25 protein-coding genes and 1 pseudogene are annotated in these 26,473 nt (G+C 59.5%); 10 read left to right on the top strand and 16 right to left on the bottom strand.

Translation table 11 applies throughout. The annotated features are described in order from the left end of the window. Positions 1-40 precede the first annotated feature (40 nt). The 6 genes from GJA_RS11375 to mltG all read right to left on the bottom strand — a co-directional run bounded on the left by GJA_RS11375 (position 41) and on the right by mltG (position 4,723). Entirely contained in the window at positions 41-712 is a 672-nt protein-coding gene (locus tag GJA_RS11375; RefSeq protein WP_038492202.1) for an ankyrin repeat domain-containing protein, read from the bottom strand. 7 nt (positions 713-719) lie between these two features. Further along, positions 720-1,499: a TatD family hydrolase gene (locus tag GJA_RS11370; RefSeq protein ID WP_038492199.1), complete on the bottom strand. Its 780-nt coding sequence runs from the start codon at positions 1,497-1,499 to the stop codon at positions 720-722. Positions 1,500-1,546: 47 nt separating this feature from the next. Next, entirely contained in the window at positions 1,547-1,924 is a 378-nt protein-coding gene (locus tag GJA_RS11365) for a PilZ domain-containing protein (RefSeq protein WP_038499549.1), read from the bottom strand. Between the two features lie 16 nt (positions 1,925-1,940). Beyond that, a complete protein-coding gene (locus tag GJA_RS11360) occupies positions 1,941-2,978 on the bottom strand; it encodes a DNA polymerase III subunit delta' (protein WP_038492196.1) in 1,038 nt (345 codons plus the stop codon). A 65-nt stretch (positions 2,979-3,043) separates the two neighbouring features. Beyond that, positions 3,044-3,688, bottom strand: coding sequence for a dTMP kinase (gene tmk, locus GJA_RS11355; protein WP_038492193.1), 645 nt, complete (start codon positions 3,686-3,688; stop codon positions 3,044-3,046). Positions 3,689-3,730: 42 nt separating this feature from the next. After that, positions 3,731-4,723: an endolytic transglycosylase MltG gene (gene mltG, locus GJA_RS11350; RefSeq protein WP_174525973.1), complete on the bottom strand. Its 993-nt coding sequence runs from the start codon at positions 4,721-4,723 to the stop codon at positions 3,731-3,733. Positions 4,724-4,869: 146 nt separating this feature from the next. Here mltG and ygfZ point away from each other — a divergent pair, with 146 nt between their 5' ends. The 3 genes from ygfZ to GJA_RS11335 are packed head-to-tail and all read left to right on the top strand — an operon-like array spanning position 4,870 to position 6,965. Beyond that, a complete protein-coding gene (gene ygfZ / locus GJA_RS11345) occupies positions 4,870-5,937 on the top strand; it encodes a CAF17-like 4Fe-4S cluster assembly/insertion protein YgfZ (protein WP_038499542.1) in 1,068 nt (355 codons plus the stop codon). A 9-nt stretch (positions 5,938-5,946) separates the two neighbouring features. Continuing rightward, the gene (locus GJA_RS11340; protein ID WP_051780679.1) at positions 5,947-6,237 is read left to right on the top strand and encodes a DUF4936 family protein; all 291 of its coding nucleotides are present in this window, start codon (positions 5,947-5,949) and stop codon (positions 6,235-6,237) included. Continuing rightward, entirely contained in the window at positions 6,228-6,965 is a 738-nt protein-coding gene (locus GJA_RS11335) for an NRDE family protein (RefSeq protein WP_038492190.1), read from the top strand. Before GJA_RS11340 ends, GJA_RS11335 begins: the two co-directional genes overlap by 10 nt. A gap of 39 nt (positions 6,966-7,004) precedes the next feature. On the opposite strand, the gene GJA_RS11330 is transcribed toward GJA_RS11335, so the two are convergent. The 7 genes from GJA_RS11330 to GJA_RS11300 form a co-directional block, all read right to left on the bottom strand. Then, positions 7,005-7,430 carry a GNAT family N-acetyltransferase gene (locus tag GJA_RS11330; protein WP_422567933.1) on the bottom strand — a complete coding sequence of 142 codons (426 nt, stop codon included), beginning with the start codon at positions 7,428-7,430 and terminating at the stop codon, positions 7,005-7,007. 54 nt (positions 7,431-7,484) lie between these two features. Then, positions 7,485-8,393: an SDR family oxidoreductase gene (locus GJA_RS11325; RefSeq protein WP_038492183.1), complete on the bottom strand. Its 909-nt coding sequence runs from the start codon at positions 8,391-8,393 to the stop codon at positions 7,485-7,487. Continuing rightward, positions 8,393-9,388, bottom strand: a complete 996-nt coding sequence (locus tag GJA_RS11320; RefSeq protein WP_038492180.1) for an NADP-dependent oxidoreductase — start codon at positions 9,386-9,388, stop codon at positions 8,393-8,395. The genes GJA_RS11325 and GJA_RS11320 overlap by 1 nt, the downstream gene beginning before the upstream one ends. 20 nt (positions 9,389-9,408) lie before the next feature. Continuing rightward, positions 9,409-10,191, bottom strand: a complete 783-nt coding sequence (locus GJA_RS11315) for an SDR family oxidoreductase (RefSeq protein ID WP_038499536.1) — start codon at positions 10,189-10,191, stop codon at positions 9,409-9,411. A gap of 15 nt (positions 10,192-10,206) precedes the next feature. Beyond that, a complete protein-coding gene (locus GJA_RS11310) occupies positions 10,207-10,509 on the bottom strand; it encodes a Dabb family protein (RefSeq protein WP_038492177.1) in 303 nt (100 codons plus the stop codon). A gap of 85 nt (positions 10,510-10,594) precedes the next feature. Further along, on the bottom strand, positions 10,595-12,442 hold the full coding sequence (locus tag GJA_RS11305; protein WP_038492174.1) for an acyl-CoA dehydrogenase: 1,848 nt from the start codon (positions 12,440-12,442) through the stop codon (positions 10,595-10,597). Between the two features lie 64 nt (positions 12,443-12,506). Further along, positions 12,507-13,685 carry an acetyl-CoA C-acyltransferase gene (locus GJA_RS11300; protein WP_038492171.1) on the bottom strand — a complete coding sequence of 393 codons (1,179 nt, stop codon included), beginning with the start codon at positions 13,683-13,685 and terminating at the stop codon, positions 12,507-12,509. 257 nt (positions 13,686-13,942) lie between these two features. Between GJA_RS11300 and GJA_RS11295 the strand changes: the two genes are divergently transcribed. After that, positions 13,943-15,643, top strand: a complete 1,701-nt coding sequence (locus GJA_RS11295; RefSeq protein WP_038492167.1) for an MFS transporter — start codon at positions 13,943-13,945, stop codon at positions 15,641-15,643. 181 nt (positions 15,644-15,824) lie between these two features. On the opposite strand, the gene GJA_RS11290 is transcribed toward GJA_RS11295, so the two are convergent. After that, positions 15,825-17,138 (bottom strand): MFS transporter, encoded by a 1,314-nt coding sequence (locus tag GJA_RS11290; protein ID WP_038492165.1) that lies wholly within the window; start codon positions 17,136-17,138, stop codon positions 15,825-15,827. Positions 17,139-17,273: 135 nt separating this feature from the next. Between GJA_RS11290 and GJA_RS11285 the strand changes: the two genes are divergently transcribed. Beyond that, the gene (locus GJA_RS11285; RefSeq protein WP_038492160.1) at positions 17,274-17,666 is read left to right on the top strand and encodes a VOC family protein; all 393 of its coding nucleotides are present in this window, start codon (positions 17,274-17,276) and stop codon (positions 17,664-17,666) included. A gap of 313 nt (positions 17,667-17,979) precedes the next feature. Here the strand turns inward: GJA_RS11285 and GJA_RS11280 are convergent, their stop codons facing one another. Then, positions 17,980-18,789 carry an SAM-dependent methyltransferase gene (locus tag GJA_RS11280; RefSeq protein ID WP_144241490.1) on the bottom strand — a complete coding sequence of 270 codons (810 nt, stop codon included), beginning with the start codon at positions 18,787-18,789 and terminating at the stop codon, positions 17,980-17,982. Positions 18,790-18,876: 87 nt separating this feature from the next. Then, positions 18,877-20,964 carry a 3-hydroxyacyl-CoA dehydrogenase NAD-binding domain-containing protein gene (locus tag GJA_RS11275; RefSeq protein ID WP_038492157.1) on the bottom strand — a complete coding sequence of 696 codons (2,088 nt, stop codon included), beginning with the start codon at positions 20,962-20,964 and terminating at the stop codon, positions 18,877-18,879. Between the two features lie 552 nt (positions 20,965-21,516). Between GJA_RS11275 and GJA_RS11270 the strand changes: the two genes are divergently transcribed. From GJA_RS11270 to GJA_RS28690, 5 genes and pseudogenes are all read left to right on the top strand, one after another. Then, the gene (locus GJA_RS11270) at positions 21,517-23,580 is read left to right on the top strand and encodes a methyl-accepting chemotaxis protein (protein WP_081905352.1); all 2,064 of its coding nucleotides are present in this window, start codon (positions 21,517-21,519) and stop codon (positions 23,578-23,580) included. A gap of 23 nt (positions 23,581-23,603) precedes the next feature. Continuing rightward, positions 23,604-24,431 carry a CheR family methyltransferase gene (locus GJA_RS11265; protein ID WP_038492155.1) on the top strand — a complete coding sequence of 276 codons (828 nt, stop codon included), beginning with the start codon at positions 23,604-23,606 and terminating at the stop codon, positions 24,429-24,431. Beyond that, complete coding sequence (locus GJA_RS11260; protein ID WP_051780675.1) at positions 24,431-24,949, top strand: chemotaxis protein CheD; 519 nt, start codon at positions 24,431-24,433, stop codon at positions 24,947-24,949. The genes GJA_RS11265 and GJA_RS11260 overlap by 1 nt, the downstream gene beginning before the upstream one ends. Beyond that, positions 24,921-25,868, top strand: a pseudogene (locus GJA_RS28695) (chemotaxis protein CheW); the annotation flags it as partial. The gene GJA_RS11260 and the pseudogene GJA_RS28695, both read left to right, overlap by 29 nt. A 63-nt stretch (positions 25,869-25,931) precedes the next feature. After that, entirely contained in the window at positions 25,932-26,468 is a 537-nt protein-coding gene (locus GJA_RS28690; protein ID WP_422567932.1) for a chemotaxis protein CheW, read from the top strand. Positions 26,469-26,473 lie beyond the last annotated feature (5 nt).

Here is a 26,473-nt window from a genome sequence, read left to right as displayed (position 1 = left end):
CAGGGAAAGATATCAGGAAGCTACTACTACGTTTACTTGCTTATTGACCGCCCCCGGCCTTCAGATGCGCGTCGATGACGGCGGCGATCTTCGGTTTGTCGGCGGCCCGCGCGAATTGGGCGGCATCCCAGCCATGCACGCTTTTCAGTGTGGCGTCGGCGCCGGCCGCCAGCAGCACAGCCACGATGTGGTCTTGCCCTTCGCGCGCGGCGAACATCAGCGGCGTGATCTGGTCAGGCGAACGGGCGTTCAGGTCGGCCTGACGCGCCAGCAAGATATTGACGATCTCATCATCGCCAGCGGCGGCCGCATAGTGCAGCGCGCTCCAGCCGGTCTGGTTGACCTGCGCGCCCTTGGCCAGCAAGGCCAGCACCGCCGGCTTGTTATGCTTGTACGACGCCATCATCAAGGCCGTGTCGCCATTGCCGGAACGCGCTTCCAGGTTGATCTTCGGCTGTTCCAGCAGTAATTGAAATACCTTGTTGGAATCTTCACGCAAGGCCAGCACCATCATCGGATCGCCGCGCTGGCGTTCCTTCATGTTGGGATCGATGCCCTGCTCCATCATCTGTTGCACGGTGCGCACGTCGTCGATCTGTGCCGAACGGGAAAACGCCACTTCGTCGGAAGCCGCACCGGCAACCGCGTGAACCGACCAGACACAGGCCGTCAGGATGGCTGCAATGCTGCGTTTTACCGTTATATTGAACATCAAAAGGTCACCGTACCTGATTGAATAATTTGAAGAAATTATCAGAAGTCTGCTGCGCCACCTGGGCCAGCGGAATGCCTTTCAGCGTGGCCAGGTATTCCGCCACGTGCATCACATAACCGGGTTCATTCATGCGGCCGCGGAACGGCACCGGCGCCAGATAGGGCGAATCGGTTTCGATCAGGATGCGCTCCAGCGGCACGGCCAACGCCACCGCCTGCAAATCCTTGGCGCTCTTGAAGGTCACGATGCCGGAAAATGAAATATAAAAACCCATGTCGATGGCGGCCCTGGCCACTTCCAGCGATTCGGTGAAACAGTGCATGACGCCTGCCACACCGCCCGCCTCGGTGCCGGCGCCCTCTTCGCGCATGATGCGAATGGTATCTTCACTGGCCGCTCTGGTGTGGATAATCAAAGGCTTGCGCGTGATTCTTGACGCTTTGATGTGGGTCCGAAAACGCTCGCGCTGCCATTCCAGGTCACCGGTCAGGCGGAAATAATCGAGGCCGGTTTCGCCGATGGCGATAATTTTCGGGTGATCGGCCAGACGCACCAGCTCCTCGACGCCCGGTTCCGGCGTATCTTCATAATCGGGATGCACGCCGACCGAAGCGTAGATGTGCGGATATTGTTCGGCCAACGCCAGCACTTGCGGGAAGTCCGGTAAATCGACCGATACGCACAAGGCGTGGGTCACCTTGTTTTCCGCCATCCTGGCGAGGATTTCAGGCATACGAGCGGCCAGCTCGGGGAAATTGATGTGGCAATGGGAATCGATATACATGCCACGATTGTACGCGAGCGGCGCGCGGCTCGCCAGCACAGGAAACTCTACAAGGTATGCGTGGCGCGCGACGAGCGCAACGCGGCGCCGAGGATGTCTTCGATGCGCGCCTTGGTGCGCTGGCCGCTGTCGTCGTCCGGGAAATGCACGCCGATGCCTTGCGCCTTGTTATTGTTGGCGTCGGCCGGCGTGATCCACGCGACCTTGCCGGCCACCTGGTATTTGTCGGCGTCGTCCATCAGCAGCATGATCAGGTAGACCTCGTCGCCGATCTTGAAGGTGCGCTGGGTCGGGACGAACATGCCGCCATTTTTCAGGAATGGCATATACGCGGCGTACAAGGCAGCCTTTTCACGGATCGCCAGCGACAGTACCGTCGGCCGCGCCAACGGCGCAGTCTTGTTTTCCGGCAGGCTGTCGTTCATGCTCATGCAAATCCTTTCAGGCGCAGCATGCGGCGTAATCGAGCAGCATGTCTTCAATGAACAGCTTCGGCGACAGCGGATGGTCGGCGATCGCGCGCCGGTCGTTGACGCTCTTGAGCGCGGCCATCAGCCGGCCGATATGGATCTTGCCGGCCAAGCTGTCCAGTTCACGCCGATAACGCGGATAGTAACGGATGTTTCCTGCCAGTTTGTACGAAAAGACATCATAAAGCCAGCGCTGCAAGCAGGCAACCAAGGGCGCCAGCGGTGCTTTCTGCAATTTGTCGGCAATTTTCAACGCGCCTTCAACGCTTGGATGCGCCAATAATTGCAGCAACGCTTCAGTATCGTCGCGGCTGCCGGTCTCGGACTGGGCCAGCGCCGCCAGCGGCGCACCGCCCTGCTCGCGCAGCCAGCTGTCGGCGTCGTTCAAGCCCTGTCCCTTGAGCCAGGCCAGCGCCTGTTCATGGCTGGGCATCGGCAAGGCGAATTTCCTGCAGCGCGACAAGATGGTCGGCAACAAACGATCCAGGCTGTTCGACGCCAGCAAGAACAAGGTGCCCGGCGGCGGCTCTTCCAGCGTTTTCAGCAAGGCGTTCGAGGCCGGCGTATTCAGCGCCTCGGCCGGATACAGCACCACCACGCGCAAGCCCTGGCGGTGGGTCGAAATATTCATGAAGTCCGCCAGGTTGCGGATTTGCTCGATCTTGATGTCTTTCGACGGCGCCTTGGTCGACTTGGCGGTTTTCCTCGCGCCATCCGCTTCGCCCTCTTCGCCATCGGCCGGCGCTTCGTCTTCCAGCGCTTCCGGCCGCACGCGGCGGTAGTCGGGATGGTTGTGCTGCGAAAACCAGCCGCACGATGCACAAGCGCCGCAGGCATGGCCGTCCGGCCGCACGGCTTCGCACAGCAGCGACTGGGCAAAGTGCTCGATGAAGCCCGACTTGCCGATGCCGGCCGCGCCATGGAACAGGATCGCATGCGGCATGCGTTGGCGCAATTGCTGCAATTGCGTCCAGGCGGCTTCCTGCCATGGATAAAGTGAACTGCTCATGATGATATTCTTTTTAAAAACAAATACTTATGAAGCTATATTGAAGTGAATTCCAGAAATTGAAATCAATACCCTGGAACACCTGTCTCAAGTAATACTTCAAGTATGGCCGCCAGTTGCACTTGAATGTCGGCGATGCCGCGGGTCGAATCGATGATGCGGAAGCGGCCGGGAAACTGCGCCGCGCGGCGCAGGTATTCGCGCCGCGTGGCGGCGAAAAAGTCGGCTTGCTCCTGCTCGAACTTGTCCAGCGCGCGGGTCGCGTCGAGCCGCGCGCGCGCCACTTCCAGCGGCACGTCGAACAGCAAGGTCAGGTCCGGCTGCAAATGCGGATGCACCCACTGCTCCAGCGCTTCCATTTTTTGCAAATCCAGGCCGCGGCCACCGCCCTGGTAGGCAAAACTGGCGTCGCTGAACCGGTCCGAAATCACCCACTCGCCACGGGACAGCGCCGGCGCGATCACTTGCGCGATGTGTTCGCGGCGGCTGGCGAACATCAGCAACGCTTCGGTTTCCAGGTGCATCTTTTGGTGCAGCAATAAATCGCGCAGCTTTTCGCCCAGTTCGGTGCCGCCCGGTTCGCGCGACGATACCAGCGCGATGCCGCGCTGCTGCAGGAACGCGGCGACAAAGCCGATATGGGTCGATTTGCCGGCGCCATCGATGCCTTCGAAGCTGATGAAACGGGCGGGTGTGGTGCTTTGTGTCATGAAACGTCGCTTCTTATCGGAACTTGTTATTTATTTAGTTTATTATTTATTCAGTATATATTGGTTCACTGCCCGGTTATGGTCGGCCAGGTTGCCGGAAAACTGGCTGGTGCCATCGCCGCGGGCCACGAAATACAGCGCCGGCGTCCTGGCTGGCGACAAGGCCGCCGTCAGCGATTGCACGCCCGGCAAGGCGATCGGCGTCGGCGGCAAGCCGCTGCGGGTATAGCTATTGTACGGGGTGTCGGTTTCCAGGTCGCGTTTGCGTATGCGGCCATCGTATTTGTCGCCCATGCCGTAGATCACGGTCGGGTCGGTTTGCAGCAGCATGCCGACCTTCAGGCGGTTGACGAACACGCCGGCGATCATGGCGCGCTCGGATTTCTGGCCGGTTTCCTTTTCGACGATCGAGGCCATGATCAGCGCCTCGTACGGATTTTTATACGGCAAGGCCGGGTCGCGCTTTTCCCACGCCTCGTTCAGGCGCGCCATCATCATCGTGTGCGCCTGCTTGAAAATCTGTAACTCGCTGGAACCCTTGGCAAACAGATAGGTATCCGGGAAAAACAAGCCTTCGGGCTTTTGATATTCCGGCGTGATCCTGGCCATCAGCTGCGCATCGTTCAGATTTTCGGTATCGTGCTTCAAGCCCTTGTGATTGGCCATCGCCAGCCGCATCTGCTTGAAAGTCCAGCCTTCAATGATGGTCAGCGATTCCTGGGCGAATTCGCCGCGCGCCAATTGCGCCAGCAAGCGCAGCGGCGTGGTGCCGGGTTTCAATTCGTAGGAACCGGCCTTCAGGCGCGACGTCTGGTTGGTGAGCCGCGCCAGCAGATTGAACAGCAACGGTTCGATCGGCACGCCGGCTTCGGCGATTTGCTGGCCGGCCGCGTGGGCGCCGCTGCCCGGTGCGATCGTGAAGTCGATCGCCGGCTCGTCCTGGATGATGGCTTGCCGCGCCCAGTACGCAAAACCGCCGCCGGCGGCCAGTACGGCAATGATGGAGCTAACTACAATTTTTTTTATAAAAGCCATCGTAACGATTCATCTTGTGCATGTTGTTATTGCTGGTAACCACCGTTGCCGCTGGTCCTGTTTTTCCACTGCCCGGCGCGATTCGCGGGACATCACTATAATGAGCCCGTAATGATAATGCTTTAATCGTCAATCTATTGGAAATTATGAACAACTGGAATCAATTTTTAGTATTGCAGGGCGCGAATATCAGCGACGAGCGTATCAGTGACTTTGGCAAGACGCTGACGGCCGCCGAGCTGGCCGACGGTTTTGTCGCGCCAGTCACCGACCAGGGCTTGATCGGCATCACTGGCGACGACGCGGCGTCCTTCCTGCATAGTCAATTGACCAATGACGTAGAACATTTGACTTCGACCCAAGTCCGCCTGGCCGGTTATTGCTCGCCCAAGGGCCGGCTGCTGGCCAGCTTCTTGATGTGGCGCAATGAAACGACGATTTATCTGCAACTGCCGCGCGACATCCAGGCCGCGTTGCAAAAGCGTTTGCAGATGTTCGTGCTGCGCGCCAAGGCCAAGCTGCACGACGCCAGCGCCGACGAAGCCAATCAAGTCATCCTCGGCATCGGCGGCGCCAAGGCCGATGTGGCGCTGCAGCGCTGGTTTGCAAGCCTGCCTGGCGCGGCCCATGAAAAACTCGATCATCAACACGGCACGCTGCTGCGCGTGGCCGACGCGTTCGGCGCGCCGCGCTACCAGTGGCTGATGTCGGCCAGCACCGCGGCCAGCGTCTGGCCATTGCTGGTCCAGACCCTGTCCAAGGGCGGCAACGATGCCTGGCGCTTGTCCGAGGTGCATGCCGGCGTGCCGCAAATCGGCAGCGCCACGCAAGAACAATTCGTGCCGCAAATGGTCAATTACGAATTGCTGGGCGGCGTCAATTTCAAGAAAGGCTGCTACCCGGGCCAGGAAATCGTCGCCCGCAGCCAATACCTCGGCAAACTGAAACGCCGCACCACGCTGGTCAGCATCGCCGACAGCAGCGCCAAGCCGGGCGATGAAGTGTTTGCGGTGGCCGATCCGGAACAGCCATGCGGCATGATCGTCAACGCGGCGCCGAATGGCGACGGCGGCATCGATGCGCTGGTGGAAATGAAACTGGCGGCGATTTCGCAAGGCCACGGCCTGGAGCAATCGGTGCGCCTCGGTTCCGCATCCGGCGCGCCGCTGCGCTTCCTGAGCATGCCGTACGTGCTGGACGCACTCGATCTGTAATCGGCTGCCATGATCGATCTCTATATTTATTACCAGGTGCGGGAAGAACATGCGCCCGTCTTGCAAGGCTTGGTGACCGGCATGCAAGCACGCTTGTCGCAGGAACACGGCGTGCCTGGCCAGTTGAAGCGCCGTCCCGGCAGCAAGGACGGCATGCTGACCTGGATGGAAGTGTATCCGGCCACGCCGGACGGCTTCCAGTTCGCGCTCGACAGCGCCGTGCTGGATGCCGGATTGCCGGCTTGGACCGCAGGGCCGCGCCATACAGAAATTTTTATGGACCTGCCGCCATGTGCCTGATTGTTTTTGCCTGGAAAGTCATTCCCGGCGTGCCGCTGATCGCCGCCGCCAACCGCGACGAATTTTATGAACGCGCCAGCGCACCGGCCGGCGCCTGGCCGGAAAACCCGAAAATCTATGGCGGACGTGACCTGCGCGCCGGCGGCAGCTGGATGGGCATCACCGATGAAGGCAATGGCAATTCGCGCTTTGCCGCCATCACCAATATCCGCAGCCCGCAAGACCGGCGCAGCGACGCCCCGTCGCGCGGCGCGCTGGTGGCCGATTACCTGGCCGGCAGCATGAGCGCGCAGGAATACGTGCGTCAGATCAAGGATGGCGGCGAGGCGTATAACGGGTTTAACCTGGTGCTGGGCGACCGCGATACGCTGATCTGGTTTTCCAACCGCGGCGACGGCGACCAGCGCAACGGCTTGCCGATGGAACCCGGCATTTACGGCTTGTCGAACGCGCTGCTCGACGCGCCATGGCCGAAAGTGCTGAAAACCAAGGCGCAATTCGCCAGCCTGTTATGCCAGGGTGCGCCGGACGAAGCGTATTTCGAGATGCTGGCGGACACCACCCGCGCGCCGGATTTCCGCCTGCCGGACACTGGCGTGCCGCTCGACCTGGAACGGGTCTTGTCGGCGGTCTGCATCGAGACACCGGGCTACGGCACGCGCACCTCGACCGTGGTCAAGCTGTACGCCGATGCGCCGGGGGAATTGCACGAGCTGGTGATTCAGTAAAGATGACGATAGCCGGGGCAGACGCCCCGGCTTGCGAGCTTAAAAATTCAGCGTCATCTCGATATGCGCAATGCCCGCCTCGGAAAACTCCGCGCCGCGCTGGACAAAACCATGTTGCGCATAAAACGGCGCGGCGACGGTCTGGGCATTCAGCACCAGCACCTTGTCGCCACGCTCGCGGGCCTTGGCCATCAACGCTTGCAAGATCGCGCCGCCGACGCCGGTGCCGCGCCCAGCCTTGCGCACCGCCATGCGGCCGATATGGCCATCCGGCAACAAACGGCCGGTGCCCAGCGCGATGCCGGCGGCATCGTACGCGACCGCATGCAGGGATAGCGCATCCATGTCGTCGAGTTCGATCTCGGCCGGCACATTCTGTTCGTCGACGAATACTTCAAAGCGGATCGCGGTCGCGTCGGCGCCCAAGGCATCCCAGGCGCCGAAGCGGATTTCATGGCTGCTCATCGTCATGTTGCATCTGGCAAAGTTTAACAAGCCATGATTGTCGCACGGCAAGTCTCAGCTTGCAGCTTTCATGCTCTTGCGCAGCAATTCGCCGACATGCGGCGTCGCCTTGTAAGGATCGGGCGGATTTTTATGCTGTACCAGCGCTTCCATCTGTTCTTGCACGCCGCCCAGCGCCTGCGGGTGCGAATAGATATAGAACTGCTCGTCGCGGATCGCATCGAAGGTGAGCTGCGCCACTTGCGCAGCCGATATCTTGCCCGAGGTCACGGCTTTATCGGTCAACGCCTGCGACGCCAACTGGCTGGCCGTCGGCCGGCCGCTGATGCGCACGTCGTCGGGACGGTTGCGGTGCGACTGGTTGATGCCGGTCGGCACAAAGTATGGACACAGTACCGAGGTGCCGATGGGCGCTTCGACCAGTTTCAAGTCGTGGTACAGGGTTTCCGCCAGCGACACCACCGCATGCTTGGAGACGTTGTAGACGCCCATCACCGGCGCGTTCAACAAACCGGCCATCGACGCGGTGTTGACGATATGCCCCTGGTAATCGGGATCTTTCCTGGCGCAGTCCAGCATCAGCCTGGTAAAAATGCGCACGCCATGGATCACGCCCCACAGGTTGACGCCCAGCACCCACTCCCAGTCGGCCTCGCTGTTTTCCCAGATCAAGCCGCCGGAGCCGACGCCCGCATTATTGAACAGCAGGTGCACCGCGCCGTATTTGGCCATCGTGGCGTCGGCCAACGCTTGCACTTGCTCGCCCTTGCGCACGTCGCACAGCATCGCCAGCACATCGGCGCCGGCGTCTTCCAGGTCAGTCCGGGTGGCATCGAGCGTATCTTGCTGCACATCGGCCAGCACCAGCTTCATGCCCAGTCGTGCGGCCTGGACCGCGAATTCACGGCCCAAGCCGCTGGCGCCGCCAGTGATGACGGCAACCTTATTGTGGAAATTTTTCATCAGATCAGTTTCACCAGTTGTTTGCCGAAATTTTTGCCCTTGAGCAGCCCAATAAACGCTTGCGGTGCGGCGGCCAAGCCGTCGGCGATGGTTTCACGGAAAATCAGCTTGCCGCTGGCCACCAGCAAGCCCAGTTCGGACAAGCCTTGCGGCCAGAATTCCATGTTTTCCACCACGACAAAACCACGCAAGGTGATGCGGTTGCTCAGCAAGAAGACCGCATTGCGGATCGGCGTTTCTTCGCCGTTGTAGCCGGCAATCCAGCCGCACAGCGCGACGCGGGCAAAGGCATTGGTCATTGGCAATGCCGTGTCGAACACCTGGCCGCCGACATTTTCGAAAATCGCATCGATGCCGTTCGGCGTCGCGGCCGCCAGGTCGGCTTGCAAATTGCCGGCCTTGTAATCGATGCAGGCGTCGAACCCCAGTTGCTCGACCACGTAGGCACACTTTTCCGCGCCGCCGGCGATGCCGACCACGCGGCAGCCGCGCAATTTCGCCAATTGCCCGACCACGCCGCCGACCGCGCCGCTGGCCGCCGACACCAGCACCGTTTCGCCGGCTTTCGGCGCCATGATCTGGTTCACGCCGAACCAGGCGGTCATGCCGGGCATGCCGACCACGCCGACAAACGCCGACAACGGAATATGGGTGGTATCGACCTTGCGCAGCATGGTACCGTCCGAGACGGCGATTTCGGTCCAGCCCAGGGTACCGGTGACAAAGTCGCCGACCGCGAATTTCGGGTTCTTCGATTCGATCACCTGGCCGGCGCCGCCGCCTATCATGGTTTCGTCCAGCGCTTGCGGCGCGGCGTAGCTTTTGGTCTCGTTCATGCGCCAGCGCATATACGGGTCGAGCGACAGATAATGGTTGCGAATCAACACCTGGCCATCGGTGATGGCCGGGATTTCCTGGGTTTCAAGCCGGAAGTTTTCCGGATGAACTTCGGCTTGCGGCCGGGATGCCAGTACGATGCGTTGGAAGGTTGTCATGGGAACTCCTGTCAGTCTGTTTAAACAGCGGAAACGCCGCCATCCACCGCCAGCGTCTGGCCGGTGATGTGCTTGCCTGCGTCGGACGCGAACAGCAGCGCCGCGCCTTTGAGATCTTCATCGTCGCCGATGCGTTGCAATGGCACGCCCTTCGACAATTCGTCTGCGCCCAGTTGCTGCAGGATGCCCTTGGTCATCTTCGACGGGAAAAAGCCCGGGGCGATCGCGTTCACGGTGATGCCATGCGCGCCCCACTCGCCAGCCAGCGTGCGGGTAAAGTTGATCAGCGCCGCTTTCGAGGTGTTGTAGCCGATGGTCTGCATGGTGCCGGGAGGATTGCCGGACAGGCCGGCGATCGACGCGATATTGATGATGCGGCCGTATTTGCGCGGTATCATCGAGCGTTTGCCGACCGCTTGCGACATCAGGAAGATGCTGCGCACGTTCAAGTTCATCACCTTGTCCCACGCTTCGACCGGATGATCCTCGGCCGGCGCGCCCCAGGTGGCGCCAGCGTTGTTGATCAGGATATCGATGTGGCCGAGCTTTTCCAGCGCGCTATCGACCAGGTGCGTGACGGCGGCGTCCTGCGACAAATCGGCGGCGACGGCGTAGGCGGTGACTTTGTGCTCGGCCAGGAAGGCCACGGCCTGGTCCAGCTCGGCCTGCTTGCGGGAAGAAATCACCACCGTGGCGCCCTGCTCGCCCAGCGCCAGCGCCATTTGCAAGCCCAGGCCACGCGAGCCTCCGGTGACCAGCGCGGTTTTACCGCTCAAATCGAACAATTGTTGTGTAGTGCGCATCATGTCCCTTTTTGTTCAGACTGCGTAATCCATGCATTGCCGCGCTTCGCGCACGGCGCCGAAGAATGGCTTGATCAATGCGTGTTCCGGATGGTTCTGGTAAGCGTCCAGTGATTCCTTGCTGTCGAACTCGCTGTACAAGGCCAGGTCATAGGTCGCTTCCAGCCCCGGCTGGGCGATCACCGCCTCGAATTTCAAGATGCCCGGCACCAGTGCCGAACAAGCATCGAGCAATTGCTTGGCCTTGATGGCGTTCGTGGCGCGGTCGTTGCCTTCGGCGTGTTCCTTTAATTTCCAAAAAACGATGTGTTTGATCATGGGTATCTTTGCTCATTATGTAACAGCGCCGAAAAATGCTCAGGGCAATGCAACGCCGCCATCGGCGTTTTTTCGGCGCTCCGGATTAAAACCACGCATCTTGCATATCGAGCGTGGTGGTGTCTACACTTTCCAATAAATCAAGCTGTTGCTGGACCTTCGGTAATTCCCAGTGGAAGAAATAACGGCAAGCCTGCACTTTGCCGCGATAAAAGTCGTCGTCCCTGCCGGCCGCCAGCAAGCCCTGCCGCAACCAGATCCAGGCCACCACCACATGGCCGACCGCTTCCAGGTAGACACTGGCGTTGGCCAGCGTCCGGTTCATGTCGTCCACCGCATACAAGCCGCGGGTGACTTGTCCGACCCGCTTCCAGGTCGACTCGAGCAAGCTGGCGTGGCCTTGCAATTCGGCCCTCAACGGCGCCGGCAGGCCAGCCGCGCTGCGCGCCTGGTCCACGGTGGCCGCGATTTCGTCGCCAAACGTGTTGAACAGCGCGCCATCCTGGATCACCACCTTGCGGCCCAGCAAGTCCAAGCCATGGATGCCGTGCGTGCCTTCGTGGATCGCATTCAAGCGGTTGTCGCGGTAAAACTGTTCGACATTATATTCACGGGTATAACCATAACCGCCATGCACCTGGATCGCCAGGCTATTCGCTTCCAGGCACCACTGCGACGGCCACGACTTGGTGACCGGCGTCAGGAAATCCAGCAAGCGGTTGGCCTTGGCCCGCGCTTGCGGCGTCTCGGCGCTGCGCGCTTCATCGACCAGGCTGGCGCTGTACAGCACCAATCCCAGGCCGCCTTCGACATACGCCTTTTGCGCCAGCAGCATGCGCCGCACGTCGGTATGGCCGATGATGGCGATTTGCGGCTGGGCCGGATCTTTCGCGGCCGGATGGCGCCCCTGCGGCCGGTTGCGCGCATAATCGAGCGCATGCAGATAACCGGTGTAGCCGAGCACCGCCGCGCCCAGCCCGACCGCGATGCGCGCCTCGTTCATCATGTGAAACATATTCGCCAGCCCCTGGTGCGGCTGGCCGACCAGGTAGCCGATCGCGCCGCCCTTGCCTTGCGGCTGGAACTTGCCTTCTCCAAAGTTCAACAGGCAATTGCTGGTGCCGCGATGGCCCATCTTGTGATTCAAACCGGCCAGCACCACGTCGTTGCGTTCGCCCAAGGCGCCATCGGCCTCGACCAGGAATTTCGGCACGATAAACAGTGAAATACCCTTGACGCCGGGAATCAGGCGACCGTCCGGGCCGGGAATCTTGGCCAGCACCAGATGCACGATATTGCCGGCCAGATTATGCTCGCCGCCGGAGATCCACATCTTGTTGCCGCTCAAACGATACTGGCGTTCGCCTTCCGGGCCATCGGCCGGATCGGGCTCGGCGCGGGTAGCGATGTCGGACAGGCTGGAGCCGGCTTGCGGTTCCGACAAACACATGGTGCCGAAAAACTTGCCGTCGAACATGGGCTTGACGAAACGCTCCACTTGCAGCGGCGTGCCGCACGTGAGCAAGGTATTGGCATTGCTGACCGTCAAGAAGGTATAGGACGCGGTGGCGACATTGGCCGCAGTGAAATAGGCCGACAAGGTTTTTTCGAGCACCACCGGCAATTGCATGCCGCCCAGTTCGTAATCCTGGCCGGCGGCCATCAAGCCGGCCGCCGAAAATGCGTCGAGTGCGGTCTTGACCTCGGGAATGATGACCACTGCGCCATCGACCACCCGCGGTTCTTGCTGGTCGCTCTTTTTGTTATGCGGCGCAAACAATTCGCTGGCGATCTGCTCGGCGGTATCGATGGCGGCGTCGAAGGTTTCGCGGCTGTGGTCCTGGAAGCGCGGCCGGTCGGTCAATGCCTCGACCTGCAGCCATTCGTACAACATGAAGTCGATATCGCGCCGCGACAGGATGGTTGATTGCATAGTGTCCCTGATGGTATGAAAAAACGGGCGCCTGCACCGGGCGCCCGCTGGTAGCTGGCGCTGCTTATACTACTTCAAACAGGCCCGCCGCGCCCTGGCCGCCGCCGATGCACATGGTCACGACCACGTACTTGACGCCACGGCGCTTGCCTTCAATCAAGGCGTGACCAGTCAGGCGGGCGCCCGATACGCCGTAAGGATGGCCGACCGCGATCGCGCCGCCATTCACGTTCAAGCGGTCCATCGGGATGCCCAGCGTGTCGGCGCAATACAGCACTTGCACCGCGAACGCCTCATTCAATTCCCACAAGCCGATATCGGACACGCTCAAGCCGGCCTTTTTCAGCAGCTTGGGTATCGCATACACCGGGCCGATGCCCATCTCATCCGGTTCGCAGCCGGCCACGGCAAAGCCGCGGAAGATGCCCAGCGGCTGCAAGCCTTTCGCTTCGGCCACCTTGGCGTTCATCACGATGGCGACCGAGGCGCCATCCGAAAATTGGCTGGCGTTGCCGGCGCTGATGACGCCGCCCGGCAGCGCCGTGCGGATCTTCGACACGCCTTCCAGCGTGGTATCGGCGCGGATGCCTTCATCGGCGGTGATCGTCACTTCGCGGCTCAGCAACATGCCGCTGGTCTTGTCGGCCACGCCCATGACGGTGGTCATCGGCACGATTTCCTCATTGAAACGGCCGGCGGCCTGTGCGGCGGCGGCGCGCTGCTGGCTTTGCACGCCATATGCGTCTTGCCGCTCGCGGCTGATGTTGTAGCGCCTGGCAACGGTTTCCGCCGTTTGCAGCATCGACCAGTAGATTTCCGGCTTGTGCTGCTCCAGCCAGACTTCCTTGTACATATGCATATTCATCTCTTGCTGCACGCAAGAAATCGATTCGACGCCGCCCGCCGCATAGATGTCGCCTTCGCCGGCGATGATGCGCTGCGCCGCCAGCGCGATGGTTTGCAGGCCGGACGAGCAAAAACGGTTGACGGTCATGCCGGCGGTGGTCACCGGACAGCCGCCGCGGATGGCGACCTGGCGCGCGATATTGCCGCCGGTAGCGCCTTCCGGGTTGGCGCAGCCGATCAGCACATCCTCGACTTCGCCGGCCTCGATAGTGGCGCGGGCGATCGCCGCCCGCAGCACATGGCCGCCCAGCGTGGCGCCATGGGTCATGTTGAATGCGCCTTTCCAGGATTTGGCCAGGCCGGTGCGGGCGGTCGATACGATGACGGCGTCTATCATGATTGTCTCCTTATGGAATGGTTTTATCTGGTGCTCGGTGAATCGCTGAAACGAGAATAGCACATTTCAGCACGATCGTTCGCAAATTCGACAAGATTTTTCCTTTGATAAGTTTTTTGTAAGTTCGGCGTAAGTTTGAAGCAAGCATGACGTAAGGTTCAGCGCCCACACTCCGGAACAGTTGCCGAACAGGATGCACATGATGCACAGACATCGCATCGGCGGCAGCGGTTCTTATAATGATAGGGAGACAAACCATGGCATCAACCTCCGGCCCGGCCGACGTACGGAAGAGTTCCACCAAGGGAACGCCGATCACGCCTGAAGAACGCAAGGTCATCTTTGCATCTTCGCTCGGCACTGTATTCGAATGGTACGATTTTTACCTGTACGGTTCGCTCGCATCCATCATCGCCAAGCAGTTTTTCGTCGGCGACCCGACCACCACCTTCATTTTCGCGCTGCTGGCGTTCGCCGCAGGCTTTATCGTGCGGCCCTTCGGCGCCCTCGTGTTCGGCCGCCTGGGCGACATGATCGGCCGTAAATACACTTTCCTGATCACCATCCTGATCATGGGCGGCTCCACCTTCATCGTCGGCTTGCTGCCGGGTTATGCGTCGATCGGCATCGCCGCGCCCATCATCCTGGTGATCCTGCGCATCTTGCAAGGCCTGGCCTTGGGCGGCGAATACGGCGGCGCGGCGACCTATGTCGCCGAACACGCGCCGGAAGGCAAGCGCGGCGCGTTCACGGCATGGATACAGACCACCGCCACGCTGGGCTTTTTCCTGTCGCTGATGGTGATCCTCGGCACCCGCCTGGCGATCGGCGAGGAAGGCTTTACCGCCTGGGGCTGGCGCGTGCCGTTCCTGGTGTCGGTGCTGCTGCTGGGCATTTCGGTGTGGATCCGTCTGGCGATGAATGAATCGCCGGCCTTCGCCAAGATGAAAGCCGAAGGCAAGACCTCGAAAGCCCCGCTCAGCGAAGCGTTCGGCCAATGGAAAAACCTGAAAATCGTGATCCTGGCGCTGATCGGCCTGACCGCCGGCCAGGCCGTGGTGTGGTACACCGGCCAGTTCTACGCGCTGTTCTTCATGATACAGACGCTGAAAGTGGACCTGGCCACGGCCAACGTACTGATTGCCATCGCGCTGCTGCTGGCGACGCCGTTCTTCCTGTTCTTCGGCACCCTGTCGGACCGCATCGGCCGCAAGTACATCATCCTCGGCGGTTGCCTGATCGCGGCGGCGACCTACTTCCCGATCTTCAGCGGCCTGACCCACTTCGCCAATCCGCAACTGGAAGCGGCGCTGAAAAATTCGCCGGTGGTGGTGGTCGCCGATCCGGCCTCGTGCCACTTCCAGTTCAACTTGACCGGCACCAAGAAATTCCCGTCGTCTTGCGATATCGCCACCGGTTTCCTGTCGAACAGCTCGGTCAACTATACCAAGGAAGACGCGCCGGCCGGCAGCATCGCCAGGATCCGCATCGGCGACAAGGAATTCACCTCGTTCAGCGCGGTGATGACGCCGGACGGCTTGAACTTCGACGATGCAAGCAAGAAACATGAAACCGAGTTCAAGAAAGAAATCGGCGCCGCCGTCAAGGCCGCCGGTTACCCAGCCAAGGCCGATCCGGAGCAGATCAACAAGCCGATGGTGGTGCTGTTGCTGTTTATCCTGGTGCTGTATGTGACGATGGTGTACGGCCCGATCGCCGCGATGCTGGTGGAAATGTTCCCGACCCGGATACGCTACACCTCGATGTCGCTGCCCTACCATATCGGCAACGGCTGGTTCGGCGGCTTGCTGCCGACCACCGCGTTCGCGCTGGTCGCGTTCAAGGGCGACATTTATTATGGCCTGTGGTATCCGATCGTCGTCGCGCTGATCACGGTGGTGATCGGCACGCTGTTCGTCGGCGAAACCAAGGACAGGAATATTTATGCGGATGATTGATTCAGCAAATTGAATTGATGCAGCCCCAGCACGCCGCAAGGGTCATCAGCCCTGGCGGCGTTTTTTTATGGCTGGCTTTTTTATCGCTGTGCGGCCAGCAACTGGCGCAGCGCATTGCTCCTGGCCACCCCATGTTCCTGCTGATGAGTGTACCCCGACAGTTGGCGCATCAGCTTGCTGTTTATTTGCTTTCCTGGCGTGCCGGAAACGCCGTCACCATGACGACCCCACCCGCCATCATCAATGCCGACACGATCAACAGCGCGCTGTTGGTGCTGTGCGTGGCATCCTTGAACCAGCCGATCAGGTATGGGCTGAAAAAACCCGCCATATTGCCGACGCTGGCGATCACGCCGATCCCCGCCGCCGCCGCGACGCCGCCGAGCAAGGCGGTCGGCATGCCCCAGAATACCGGGATGAACGACATGATGCCGATCGACGCCAGCGTCAGCGCGAAGACTGCCAGCGCCGTGTTATCGCCGAAGAAGGTGCTCAGCGCCAGGCCGAAGGCGCCGAGCGTGATGCCGGCCATCGCGTGCCAGCGGCGTTCCTGGCGTTGGTCGGAATGGTTACTCCACCAAAACATCACGGCCACGCCGGCGATGTAGGGTATCGCGCTCAGCAAACCGATATTGAGCACATCCTTGACGCCGGTAGCCTGGATCAGCGACGGCAGCCAGAACAGCAAGGCATAATTTCCCAGGCCGGTAGTGAAATAAGTCAGGGACAACAGCCAGACACGCCTGTCGCTAAACGCAGCGCGCAAGGAGTGACTGTGCTTGGTGGCCGTATCTTTTTCGATATTACGCTCCAACAGCTGTTTTTCGGCTTCGCTGAGCCAGCCAGCCTTGCGGATGCCGTCATTCAGGTACACCAGCATCGCAGCGCCGATCACCAGCGACGGGATCGCCTCCAGCAAGAACACCCATTGCCAGGCCGCCAGGCCGCCGACGGCATGGAAATTTTTCAAGATCCATCCCGACAACGGTCCGCCGACGATGCCTGACAGCGGAATCGCACAGACGAACATCGCCGTGGCCAGCGAACGGCGATTGGCCGGGTACCAGTACGTCAGATACAGCAGCACGCCCGGCAAGAACCCCGCTTCAGCGACACCCAGCAAAAAGCGCGCGATATAAAATTGCATCGGCGTGGTCACAAACGCGGTGGCGCCGGAAATAATCGCCCACGTTATCATGATGCGCGCCAGCCAGCGCCGCGCGCCGATCTTGTGCAAAATCAGGTTGCTCGGTACTTCCAGCAGCACATATCCGAGGAAAAAAATCCCGGCGCCCAGCCCATACACGGTTTCACTCCATTGCAAGTCGCTCAGCATCAGCAGTTTGGCAAAGCCAACATTGACCCGATCGAGATAGGAGCCGACAAAACCCAGGCACAAGAACGGCATCAAGCGCCAACTGACCTTGCTGTAAAGACGGTCTTCATCGATGGCCGATGCGTGACCTGGTACTGCGGCACTACCTGTTGCTGTCATGCTACGATCTCCCAGTGAAACTGTGAATGAAATATTAATCAAAACTTGCGCTATTTTACCGTAAGGGCAAAGTCATTTATGCCCGATAAGGGGCAATTATTACTTCCTGTTACTATTCTCGATTACAATATCAACATGCTTGATCATGTCTCTATCACTGTTGCCAACTTGTATAACGCCGAGCTTTTTTACGACGCCGTGTTTTCCGCCTTGAACGTGGTCAAGGTCGGCTCGGATCATGCCGACGCCTGGATCGGTTATGGCGAACGCAGCAACCGCGAGCATCCCGAACGCAGCTATTTTTCAGTGCGGCTGGGTCCCAGGCCGGAAGATGCGCCGCGCCGCCATTATTGTTTCAAGGCGGCCACCCGCGCCCAGGTCGACGCTTTTTGGCAGGCGGGGCTGCTGCATGGCGGACGCGACAATGGCGCACCGGGCGTGCGCGACTACCACCCCACATATTATGCCGCCTTCCTGCTCGACCCGGACGGCAACCGCATCGAGGCGGTATGCCATACACAGGCCTGACTAAGAGCCTATCCCAGTAGATGAATACGCCCTGTTCTGGCGCTCATCAGGAACGGGGACTGCGTTGCTCGTCGTCGCGTGGCCCGCCACGCGTCCTCCTCACGCCTGGTCCGCGCTCCCGATGCGCGGCCAGCAAAAGACGCTCACTACTGGGATAGGCTCTAAGAACGGTCAGCAAGCTCGTGCGGTATTGATATGATTGTATGCGTGACCGGATAACCTGCGTCACGACCTGCTGGTGCGCAGCCGCGTCGGGCTGCACTTCGACACCATGCTAACTGATACGGGTAGTCTGGCTGTATCGCCTTGCGCATTATTTTCTTTGCGTGGCGGTGAGTAAGAAACTGTTTAAGGATTGAACACTGTCGTTCCCGAATGACTCCATCGATTGCAGCAGGGACGCTGCAAAATGCTGCTGATCTTCCGATGCCGCTTCAAAATGTAAACTGCGCGCGCAGTCGATTTCCCACTGGCCGTCCTGCAGGCCGCTGGCATCGATGGTTTGTTGTTCAACATCCGCAAATAACTCCGCCAAGACATCTTTTACTTGCTGCGGTGTAAACAAGGTACGAATATTGCTGTCATTTTTTTCCAGCGTCGCATAAAACGCCTGGACATACGCCGCCATCTGGTGAGCCAGTGCTGCCGGGCGGACCTGCACGATATCCCATTCAGCCACATGAACCACAGCGGCATGCAGCGAAGCTTTTCTCAAGAGTTGTTGCAATAATTTTTTGCCATCAAAATACCATAAGCAATGTGAGAAAACGACCGCATCATATTGTTCCGACAGGGGGAGAGTTAATAGATCTGTTTCGAAACTGATAGCCAGTTGCGCTCCCAATGGACCGGCTTTCAAGTGCTCGGCTGCTTGTCCTAAAGTAATCGGCATCCCATATTGCGCATCCGCGATGTCTATCCCCCTGACAAAACCTTGCGCACCGACCGCCTCGGCCAGCACCGCCGTGGTATCTCCTTGCCCGCAACCGACTTCCAGCACGCGCATGCCGGGCCTGATGCCCATCGCTGTTACCAGTTGTATACGATGAGCCGTCTGGACACCTTGAATCGTGTCATCCCCATGGTGCAATTTCATGCTTTGCAAAATACGTTCGATATTCACGCCTACCTCTTTTTATTATCAGGGCGGTTTCCCCGCCTACCCAGCCGTGGGGAAACCGCCCTGTTATTTGTCAACTCAGTTGTCAACTCAGCCGTTGAACGTCTTGCCTTCCGCCGCCAGCCTGACCAGCAATGGCGCCGGTCTCCATGCATCGCCATGGCGCCCCTTGGCGTATTGGGCGATCGCCGCCAGCACGTTCGGCAAGCCGACCGTATCGGCGTAGAACATCGGCCCGCCGCGGAACAGCGGGAAACCGTAGCCGGTCAGGTACACCATGTCGATATCGGAGGCGCGCAGCGCGATGCCCTCTTCCAGTATCAGCGCCGCCTCATTGACCAGCGCATACACCAGGCGCTCGACGATTTCCCGGTCGCTGACCTTGCGCCGCTCGACACCGATGTCGCCCGAATGGCGCACGATCATGTCGTTGACCACTTCCGATGGATACGCCTTGCGGTCGCCCGCCTGGTAATCATACCAGCCGGCGCCGGTCTTCTGGCCGTAGCGGCCCAGTTCGCACAGCAAGTCGGCGGTTTTCGAATACGTCACTTCCGGCGTTTCGACGTAGCGGCGTTTGCGGATATACCAGCCGATGTCGTTGCCGGCCAGATCGCCCATGCGGAACGGTCCCATCGCAAAACCGAATTTTTCGGCGGCCTTGTCGACCTGTTCCGGCAGGCAACCCTCTTCCAGCAAGAACCCGGCCTGGCGGCTGTATTGCTCGATCATGCGGTTGCCGATAAAACCGTCGCACACGCCCGACACCACGCCGGTCTTCCTGAGTTTTTTCGACAGCGCCAGCGCGGTCGCCAGCACGTCCTTGCCGGTGGCCGCGCCGCGCACGATTTCCAGCAATTTCATCACGTTGGCCGGACTGAAGAAATGGGTGCCGATCACGTCTTGCGGACGTCTGGTGAAGCCGGCGATGCGGTTCAAGTCCAGGGTCGAGGTGTTCGACGCCAGGATCGCGCCCGACTTCATCACTTCATCGAGTTTCTTGAACACGGTTTCCTTGACGGCCAGGTCTTCAAACACGGCTTCGACCACGATGTCGGCCTGGGCGATTGCGTCATACGACAAGGTGCCGCTGATCAAGGCCAGGCGCTGCTCGAATTTCTCTTGCGTCAGCTTGCCTTTCTTGAGCGTGTTTTCATAATTCTTGCGTATCGTCGCCAACCCCTTGTCCAGCGCTTCCTGCCTGGTTTCCAGCAAGATCACCGGGATGCCGGCATTGACGAAATTCATCGCGATGCCGCCGCCCATGGTGCCGGCGCCGATCACGGCCGCCTGCTTGATGGCGCGCACCGGCGTGTCGGCCGGGACATCCGGCACTTTGCTGGCGACCCGCTCGGCAAAGAACGCGTGGCGCAGCGCCTTCGATTCCGCCGACTGCAGCAATTGCATGAACAAGTCGCGCTCGAACTTCAAGCCGTCCTCGAACTGCATCGTCACCGACGCGGCCACGGTGTCGACGCATTTCAGCGGCGCCGGGAACGGGCCCGCCATCGCCTTGACGGTATTGCGCGAAAACTGCAGGAACGCTTCGTGGTTCGGATAATCCACCTTGCGGTCGCGCACTTTCGGCAGCGGGCGCAGATCGGCGACCTTGCCGGCCAAAGCGATCGCGGCCGCCAGCAGATCGGCGCCCGGGGCGATGACTTCATCGAACAGCGCGGTCTGCGCCAATTTGTCGGAGACCACCGGGTTGCCCGACACAATCATGTTCAACGCCATTTCCAGGCCCAGCACGCGCGGCAGGCGCTGCGTGCCGCCGGCGCCCGGCAACAGGCCGAGTTTAACTTCCGGCAACGCCATTTGCGCATCCGGCGCGGCGATACGGTAATGGCAGCCCAGCGCCAGCTCCAGTCCGCCGCCCATGCACACGCTGTGGATCGCGGCGATGACCGGCTTGGTCGCGCTTTCGGCGACATGGATCAGCGTGTGCAAGGTCGGTTCGGCCAGCGCTTTCGGCGAATTGAATTCCTTGATGTCGGCGCCGCCGGAAAACGCCTTGCCGGCGCCGGTGATGACGATCGCTGTCACGTTGGTATCGGCCAGCGCCTGCTGGATGCCAGCGACCGCGGCGCTGCGGGTAGCCAGGCCGAGGCCGTTGACCGGCGGATTATTCAGGGTAATGACGGCAACGGAACCGTTGACTTGATATTCGGCGCTCATGTCTCTTCCTTGTTGTAGTTAAAACAGCATGCGGAGTGTGATGTGTGACTATACCGCATAAAAGAACGATCGTATTATTTTTATTCACCCGTGCTCGGGTGGCCGATGTTACACGCTGCGCCATGCTGGCGGGAAGTCAGGCAAGTCATATTGACAATTTTTACGATTTTGAATTATTTCTCCGTGTATCGTAGATGAGCTTGTTTATCGGCCGCGATGGATCGCCAGCGACTACTACAACAATAGCAAGAGTGACTATCGATTGAATAACTTTCCAAGTAGCAAAACATAATGACAAGATGACCTCGTGATTATCGTGAGGCAGGCTAAAACATGCGTTACAGGCCACTTTTACCGGTTCCATCCTTGTATTTATACAACGGCATTCAAATAATCGGGACGGCTCATTTTCTTTGTTATGGGATAGGTATAATTTAATTCGAGACCAGAGAAACAATCGGCACCCGATTCTCTCCAATAATCACAAATGAAATCGCTGGCAGGTTAAATCTATCCAAATATAACGAAAGTGCCCACATCAAAGGAAATATAATGGACGCAGCTAGCCACGTAAGCAAATCGCAGGGTCTGGATTTACAAGCTATTAATGCCGCACTCAACCGGGTACAGGCTTTGATTGAATTCGAGCTCGACGGGACCATCTTGCACGCCAACGAAAATTTCCTGCGCCTGCTCGGTTATACGCTGGACGAAGTCCAGGGCAAGCACCACGCCATTTTTTGCGACCCGGCCTATGCCCGCTCTTCCGAATACCGCGAATTCTGGGCCAAACTGGCGCGCGGCGAATTCGAACACGCCGACTTCAAGCGCATCACCAAGGATGGCCGCGAAGTGTGGATCGACGCTTCCTACAATCCGGTGTTCGACGCCGATGGCAAGCCGTACAAGGTGATCAAGTTTGCCAGCGACATTACCGCCAGCAAGCAGAAAAACGCCGACTACGAAGGTAAAATGAATGCCATCGGCAAATCCCAGGCGGTCATCGAATTTAATCTCGACGGCACTATTTTGTCTGCCAACGATAATTTCCTGAAGTCGGTCGGCTACACGCTGGAGGAAATCAAAGGCAGGCACCACCGCATATTTTGCGACCCGGACTATGTCAAGACCGAGGAGTATGCCGATTTTTGGCAAAAGCTGGGCGCCGGCGAATATGAATCCGGAGAATACAAGCGCCTGACCAAGGATGGCCGCGAAATCTGGCTCAACGCCACGTATAACCCGATCTTCGATGCCAACGGCAAGCCGCTGAAAGTGGTCAAGTTTGCCACCGACATTACCTGCAACAAGATCCGCAATGCCGAATACCAGGGCAAGGTCAGCGCCATCGGCAAGGCGCAGGCGGTGATTGAATTCGATATCAATGGCAAGGTGCTCGACGCGAATGACAATTTCCTCGACGTCATGGGTTATACGCTCGATGAAATCAAGGGCGAACATCACCGCATATTTTGCGAGCCTGAATATGCGAATAGCCCGGAGTATAAAAAATTCTGGCAGAAATTGAATCGCGGCGAATTCGACAGCGGCCGTTATAAACGCATCGGCAATCACGGCAAAGTAGTATGGATACAAGCCACTTATAATCCGATCCTCGATTTTAATGGCAAGCCTTACAAGATCGTCAAATTCGCGATCGATATTACCGACCAGGTGAATCTGGAAAACAGCATCAAGGTCAAGGCACAAAGCGATACCCACAAGGTCGAGGAATTGCTGGCCTCGGTGGCGCGCGCGGCGCAAGGTGACTTGACTTGCAGCATCAAGGTGGAAGGCAATGAACCGATCGACTTGCTGGCCGGCGGCATCAGCAAGATGATCGCCGACTTGCGCTCGGTGATCGGCAACGTGGTGTCGGCGGCCAGCGGCTTTGCCGAAGCGTCGAACCTGATCGCCGAACGCTCGACCGGCGTGGCGGTCGGCACCCAGGCCCTCGGCGCCACGGTCGAGCAAATGAATGCGTCGATCGACGGCCTGACCCACTCCATCCATTCGATCGCGGAAAACACCTCGAATGCCGATTTCCTGGCCAAGTCGACCCAGCACGAGGCCGAGGCGGGCGCCAAGGCCGTCGCCAAATCGATCGAAGCGATGGATTTGATCAACCGCTCGTCGGAAGACATCGGCGAAATCGTCAAGGTCATCAGCGAAATCGCCAACCAGACCAATATGCTGGCCTTCAACGCCGCCATCGAAGCGGCCCGCGCCGGCGAACACGGACTCGGTTTTTCGGTCGTGGCCGACGAGGTGCGCAAGCTGGCGGAGCGCTCGTCGCAGGCGACCAAGGAAATTTCCAAACTGATTAATGAGTCGGTCAAGCGCGTGTCGACCGGCAGCGAAATCTCGAAACAGGCCAGCGATGCGTTCGACAAGATCGTATCCGGCGTGGGCAAGACGACGCTGGCGATTTCCGACATTTCCAAGGCGGCCAACGAGCAATTGCTGACCGCCAAGGAAGTCAGCGCGGCGATCCAGTATATCGCCGAGGAAACCGAAAAATCGGCCGCCAATTGCGATGGCATCGCCCGCTCCATCGACAGCTTGAACGACCGCGCCGGCGGCTTGAACACAACCGTCTCCGGCTTCGTGGTCTAGACAAGGTAAGGTAAGGAGTAGCCATGGACACATCCGCAGCACTGACGCCCGACATCCTCAGCGCCCTGATCGCGCTGGTGCGCAAGCACACCGGCATTGCGATGACGGAAAGGAAAAGTATCTTGCTGGAACGGCGTTTGCAGCCGCGCCTGAAAGCGCTGGCGCTGCACAGCTACCAGGATTACCTGGAGCGGGTCGAAAGCGACCGCGCCGAAATACCGCACTTTATCGACCTGGTGACCACCAACGACACGCTGTTCTTCCGCACGCCGCAGGTATGGGATTATTTTGCGCGCCAGTTCTTGCCGGCCTGGCTGCTGCGCCATCCGGGCAAGACGCTGAAAATCTGGTCGGCGGCCGCCGCCAGCGGCGAGGAACTGTATTCGATCGCCATGCTGTGCGAAGAGTTCCAGCTGAAGGCGCCCAGCTTCCGCTACCAGATCCTGGCCACCGACATTTCGCAGCAAATGCTCGATATCGCCAGCGCCGGGCGTTATATCGGCCGTTCGGTCGAGCGCATCAAGCTGTCGCAGCCGGAGATGGCGAAAAAATACCTGACGACCGACGGCAGCAGCGTGCAAGTGGTACCGCTGCTGAAGAAAAATGTGTCGTTCGCGCAGCACAACCTGCTCGGCGTGTTGCGCCCGGCGCAACAGTTCGACCTGGTATTCCTGCGCAATGTACTGATTTATTTCGACGCCGAACACCAGGAAACCGTGCTGAAACAGGCACGCCACAGCATGCAACCCGACGCCCGGCTGGTGCTGGGCGAATCCGAAACCATCAAACGCCTCGGCACCGAATACCAATTCGAGTTCCCGATGGTGTACCGCACTGGAGGGACGAGGTAATGGGTCATATGATGGAACACCATTTGCAGCAAGTCGGCATGGGCCAATTGAAGGTCGGCGCGCGCGATGAACAATTGCAAGCCGTGCTAGGCTCCTGCGTCGGCATCGCCTTCATCTGGAAAAAAGGTGGCCGCTGCGGCCTGGCCCATTGTTTATTACCGGAATCGCCGGACGCCGATAACAGCCTAGGCGCACGCTACGTCAGCCAGGCCGTGCCGTCGCTGCTGCGCCTGATGGGCGCGCGCCAGTCCGACTACCCGGATATCGAAGTCGTGCTGGCGGGCGGCGCCAGCATGTTCAGCGGCCGCTCCGGACGCTTGCAGGTGGGTCAGCAAAACGTCGCGGCGGCGCGCAAATACCTGTCGCAGTGCGGCTTGCACGTCGAATATTGCGAACTGGGCGGCAGATGCGGCCGGCAAATACTGATCGATTGCGCCGACCAAAGTTATTCCATCACCAAGATCGTCGCACAATCACCGGAGCCGGCATATGGAAATGAGCGAAGCGCAGCATATTGAAACCGCCGCGACTGCCGCGGCCAGCGAACTGTTTGGTTCCTTTTACCTCGGCAACGACGAATTCGCGCTACCGGCCAGCTGTATCCGCGAAGTCGTCAATTTCCCGGATAAGATGACCGCCCTGCCCTTGTCGCCAAGCTTTCTGGAGGGCATGTTCACCTTGCGCGGCAGCGTCATTCCTGTGGTCAACCTGGCGCGCCTGTTCGATCCGGACGCGCCGCGCGCCGGACAGCAGCATAAAATCGCCATCATCGATTACCAGCAAGTGCTGGTCGGCATCCTGTTCCACGATACCGGCGAAATCCTGCGCGTGCGGCCGGAACAGCGCAGCACGCTGCGCTACAGCGCGGCCGACAGCAATGGCGTGATCGCCGGCACCATCTTGCTGGACGACGGCAAGCGCTTGCTGCAAATCCTCAATCCGGCCAGCCTGATCCAGATTGAAAACGTGCCGCGCGTGCTGGCCCAACAAGCGGTCAGCGGCAAGCTGCACAGCCAGCGCTACCACGCCCAGAGCGAGCGGCGCCAATGCGTCAGCTTCCGCGCCGCCGGTTCGACGTTCGCGTTTGAAATGGGCGCGATCCAGGAAATCATCAATGTCCCGGAATTGCACAATTCAATACTGAACAGCAAGTTGTGCCTGGGGCGCATCAATTTTCGGGGCCACCAGGTCGCCGTGGTCGACTTCGCCGCGCTGCTGAACGCCGCGCCGGAACCAGGCATGCGTACCTTCAAGCCCGAACAGCGCATCGTCATCGCCCGCATCGACGACGCCACGATCGGCTTCCTGGTCGATTCAGTCGATAATATCGTGCACTTCTTTCCAGATGAAATATTGCCGATTCCGTTGCTGAGCAAGGCGCGCGCCGGCATGTTTGGCGGCTGCATCTCGAAACCGGACCTGGGCGACATCATCTTCCTGAACCAGGGCGAGATCTTTTCGAACAGTGAAATCGTTGAAATGCGCACCGGCCACGCCAATCTGTACCCGGACCAGGACCAGCAAGCCATCAAGGCGCAGCAAGCCGACAAGCGCAAGGCCCAGCGCCAGGTCTACATTACCTTCACGGTCGAAAACAGTTTTGCGGTGGAAATCAAGCAAGTGCGCGAAATCATCGATTTCGGCGGCGCCATCACCAAACCGCCGGGCATGCCCGGTTTCATGCGCGGCATTCTAAACTTGCGGCAACAGATGATCAGCATCATCGACCTGCGCCTGCTCTACAACATGCCGGCGCTGCAAGACAGCAGCCAATCGAAAATCATGATCGTCGAACGGGGTGACGAGCGTTATGGCTTCCTGGTCGATGCGGTCGACAACATCATGACCATCCCCGACAGCCAGCGCTATGCCGCGCCGCAATTGATACGCAACGAGCATAGCAGCGAGGATTTACGCGGTGAAATGGACGAAATGATCGACATCAGCACGGACAGCAAGCGGCACACGCTGAGCGTCTTCCAGTGCGACCGCTTGTTGCAAAGGCTGTCCAGGGAAATGCCGGAAGCAGCCGCCTAGCCTGT

Origin of the sequence: Janthinobacterium agaricidamnosum NBRC 102515 = DSM 9628 (genome assembly GCF_000723165.1) — a bacterium.
GTDB lineage: Bacteria > Pseudomonadota > Gammaproteobacteria > Burkholderiales > Burkholderiaceae_D > Janthinobacterium > Janthinobacterium agaricidamnosum.
Note: the sequence above shows the minus strand (reverse complement) of the source record. Positions and strands in the feature narration are given on the sequence as shown.

What these genes read in the sequence shown, in the direction of transcription:
- GJA_RS11275 (WP_038492157.1), bottom strand. Translation starts at nt 20,964, where the DNA reads ATGAGCGCCGAATATCAAGTCAACGGTTCCGTTGCCGTCATTACCCTG.
- GJA_RS11370 (WP_038492199.1), bottom strand. Translation starts at nt 1,499, where the DNA reads ATGTATATCGATTCCCATTGCCACATCAATTTCCCCGAGCTGGCCGCT.
- mltG (WP_174525973.1), bottom strand. Translation starts at nt 4,723, where the DNA reads ATGGCTTTTATAAAAAAAATTGTAGTTAGCTCCATCATTGCCGTACTG.
- GJA_RS11300 (WP_038492171.1), bottom strand. Translation starts at nt 13,685, where the DNA reads ATGATAGACGCCGTCATCGTATCGACCGCCCGCACCGGCCTGGCCAAA.
- GJA_RS11335 (WP_038492190.1), top strand. Translation starts at nt 6,228, where the DNA reads ATGTGCCTGATTGTTTTTGCCTGGAAAGTCATTCCCGGCGTGCCGCTG.
- GJA_RS11375 (WP_038492202.1), bottom strand. Translation starts at nt 712, where the DNA reads ATGTTCAATATAACGGTAAAACGCAGCATTGCAGCCATCCTGACGGCC.
- GJA_RS11290 (WP_038492165.1), bottom strand. Translation starts at nt 17,138, where the DNA reads ATGACAGCAACAGGTAGTGCCGCAGTACCAGGTCACGCATCGGCCATC.
- GJA_RS11365 (WP_038499549.1), bottom strand. Translation starts at nt 1,924, where the DNA reads ATGAACGACAGCCTGCCGGAAAACAAGACTGCGCCGTTGGCGCGGCCG.
- GJA_RS11295 (WP_038492167.1), top strand. Translation starts at nt 13,943, where the DNA reads ATGGCATCAACCTCCGGCCCGGCCGACGTACGGAAGAGTTCCACCAAG.
- GJA_RS11320 (WP_038492180.1), bottom strand. Translation starts at nt 9,388, where the DNA reads ATGACAACCTTCCAACGCATCGTACTGGCATCCCGGCCGCAAGCCGAA.
- GJA_RS11260 (WP_051780675.1), top strand. Translation starts at nt 24,431, where the DNA reads ATGGGTCATATGATGGAACACCATTTGCAGCAAGTCGGCATGGGCCAA.
- tmk (WP_038492193.1), bottom strand. Translation starts at nt 3,688, where the DNA reads ATGACACAAAGCACCACACCCGCCCGTTTCATCAGCTTCGAAGGCATC.
- GJA_RS11265 (WP_038492155.1), top strand. Translation starts at nt 23,604, where the DNA reads ATGGACACATCCGCAGCACTGACGCCCGACATCCTCAGCGCCCTGATC.
- ygfZ (WP_038499542.1), top strand. Translation starts at nt 4,870, where the DNA reads ATGAACAACTGGAATCAATTTTTAGTATTGCAGGGCGCGAATATCAGC.
- GJA_RS11360 (WP_038492196.1), bottom strand. Translation starts at nt 2,978, where the DNA reads ATGAGCAGTTCACTTTATCCATGGCAGGAAGCCGCCTGGACGCAATTG.
- GJA_RS11270 (WP_081905352.1), top strand. Translation starts at nt 21,517, where the DNA reads ATGGACGCAGCTAGCCACGTAAGCAAATCGCAGGGTCTGGATTTACAA.
- GJA_RS11285 (WP_038492160.1), top strand. Translation starts at nt 17,274, where the DNA reads ATGCTTGATCATGTCTCTATCACTGTTGCCAACTTGTATAACGCCGAG.
- GJA_RS11340 (WP_051780679.1), top strand. Translation starts at nt 5,947, where the DNA reads ATGATCGATCTCTATATTTATTACCAGGTGCGGGAAGAACATGCGCCC.
- GJA_RS11325 (WP_038492183.1), bottom strand. Translation starts at nt 8,393, where the DNA reads ATGAAAAATTTCCACAATAAGGTTGCCGTCATCACTGGCGGCGCCAGC.
- GJA_RS11330 (WP_422567933.1), bottom strand. Translation starts at nt 7,430, where the DNA reads ATGAGCAGCCATGAAATCCGCTTCGGCGCCTGGGATGCCTTGGGCGCC.
- GJA_RS11315 (WP_038499536.1), bottom strand. Translation starts at nt 10,191, where the DNA reads ATGCGCACTACACAACAATTGTTCGATTTGAGCGGTAAAACCGCGCTG.
- GJA_RS11310 (WP_038492177.1), bottom strand. Translation starts at nt 10,509, where the DNA reads ATGATCAAACACATCGTTTTTTGGAAATTAAAGGAACACGCCGAAGGC.
- GJA_RS11305 (WP_038492174.1), bottom strand. Translation starts at nt 12,442, where the DNA reads ATGCAATCAACCATCCTGTCGCGGCGCGATATCGACTTCATGTTGTAC.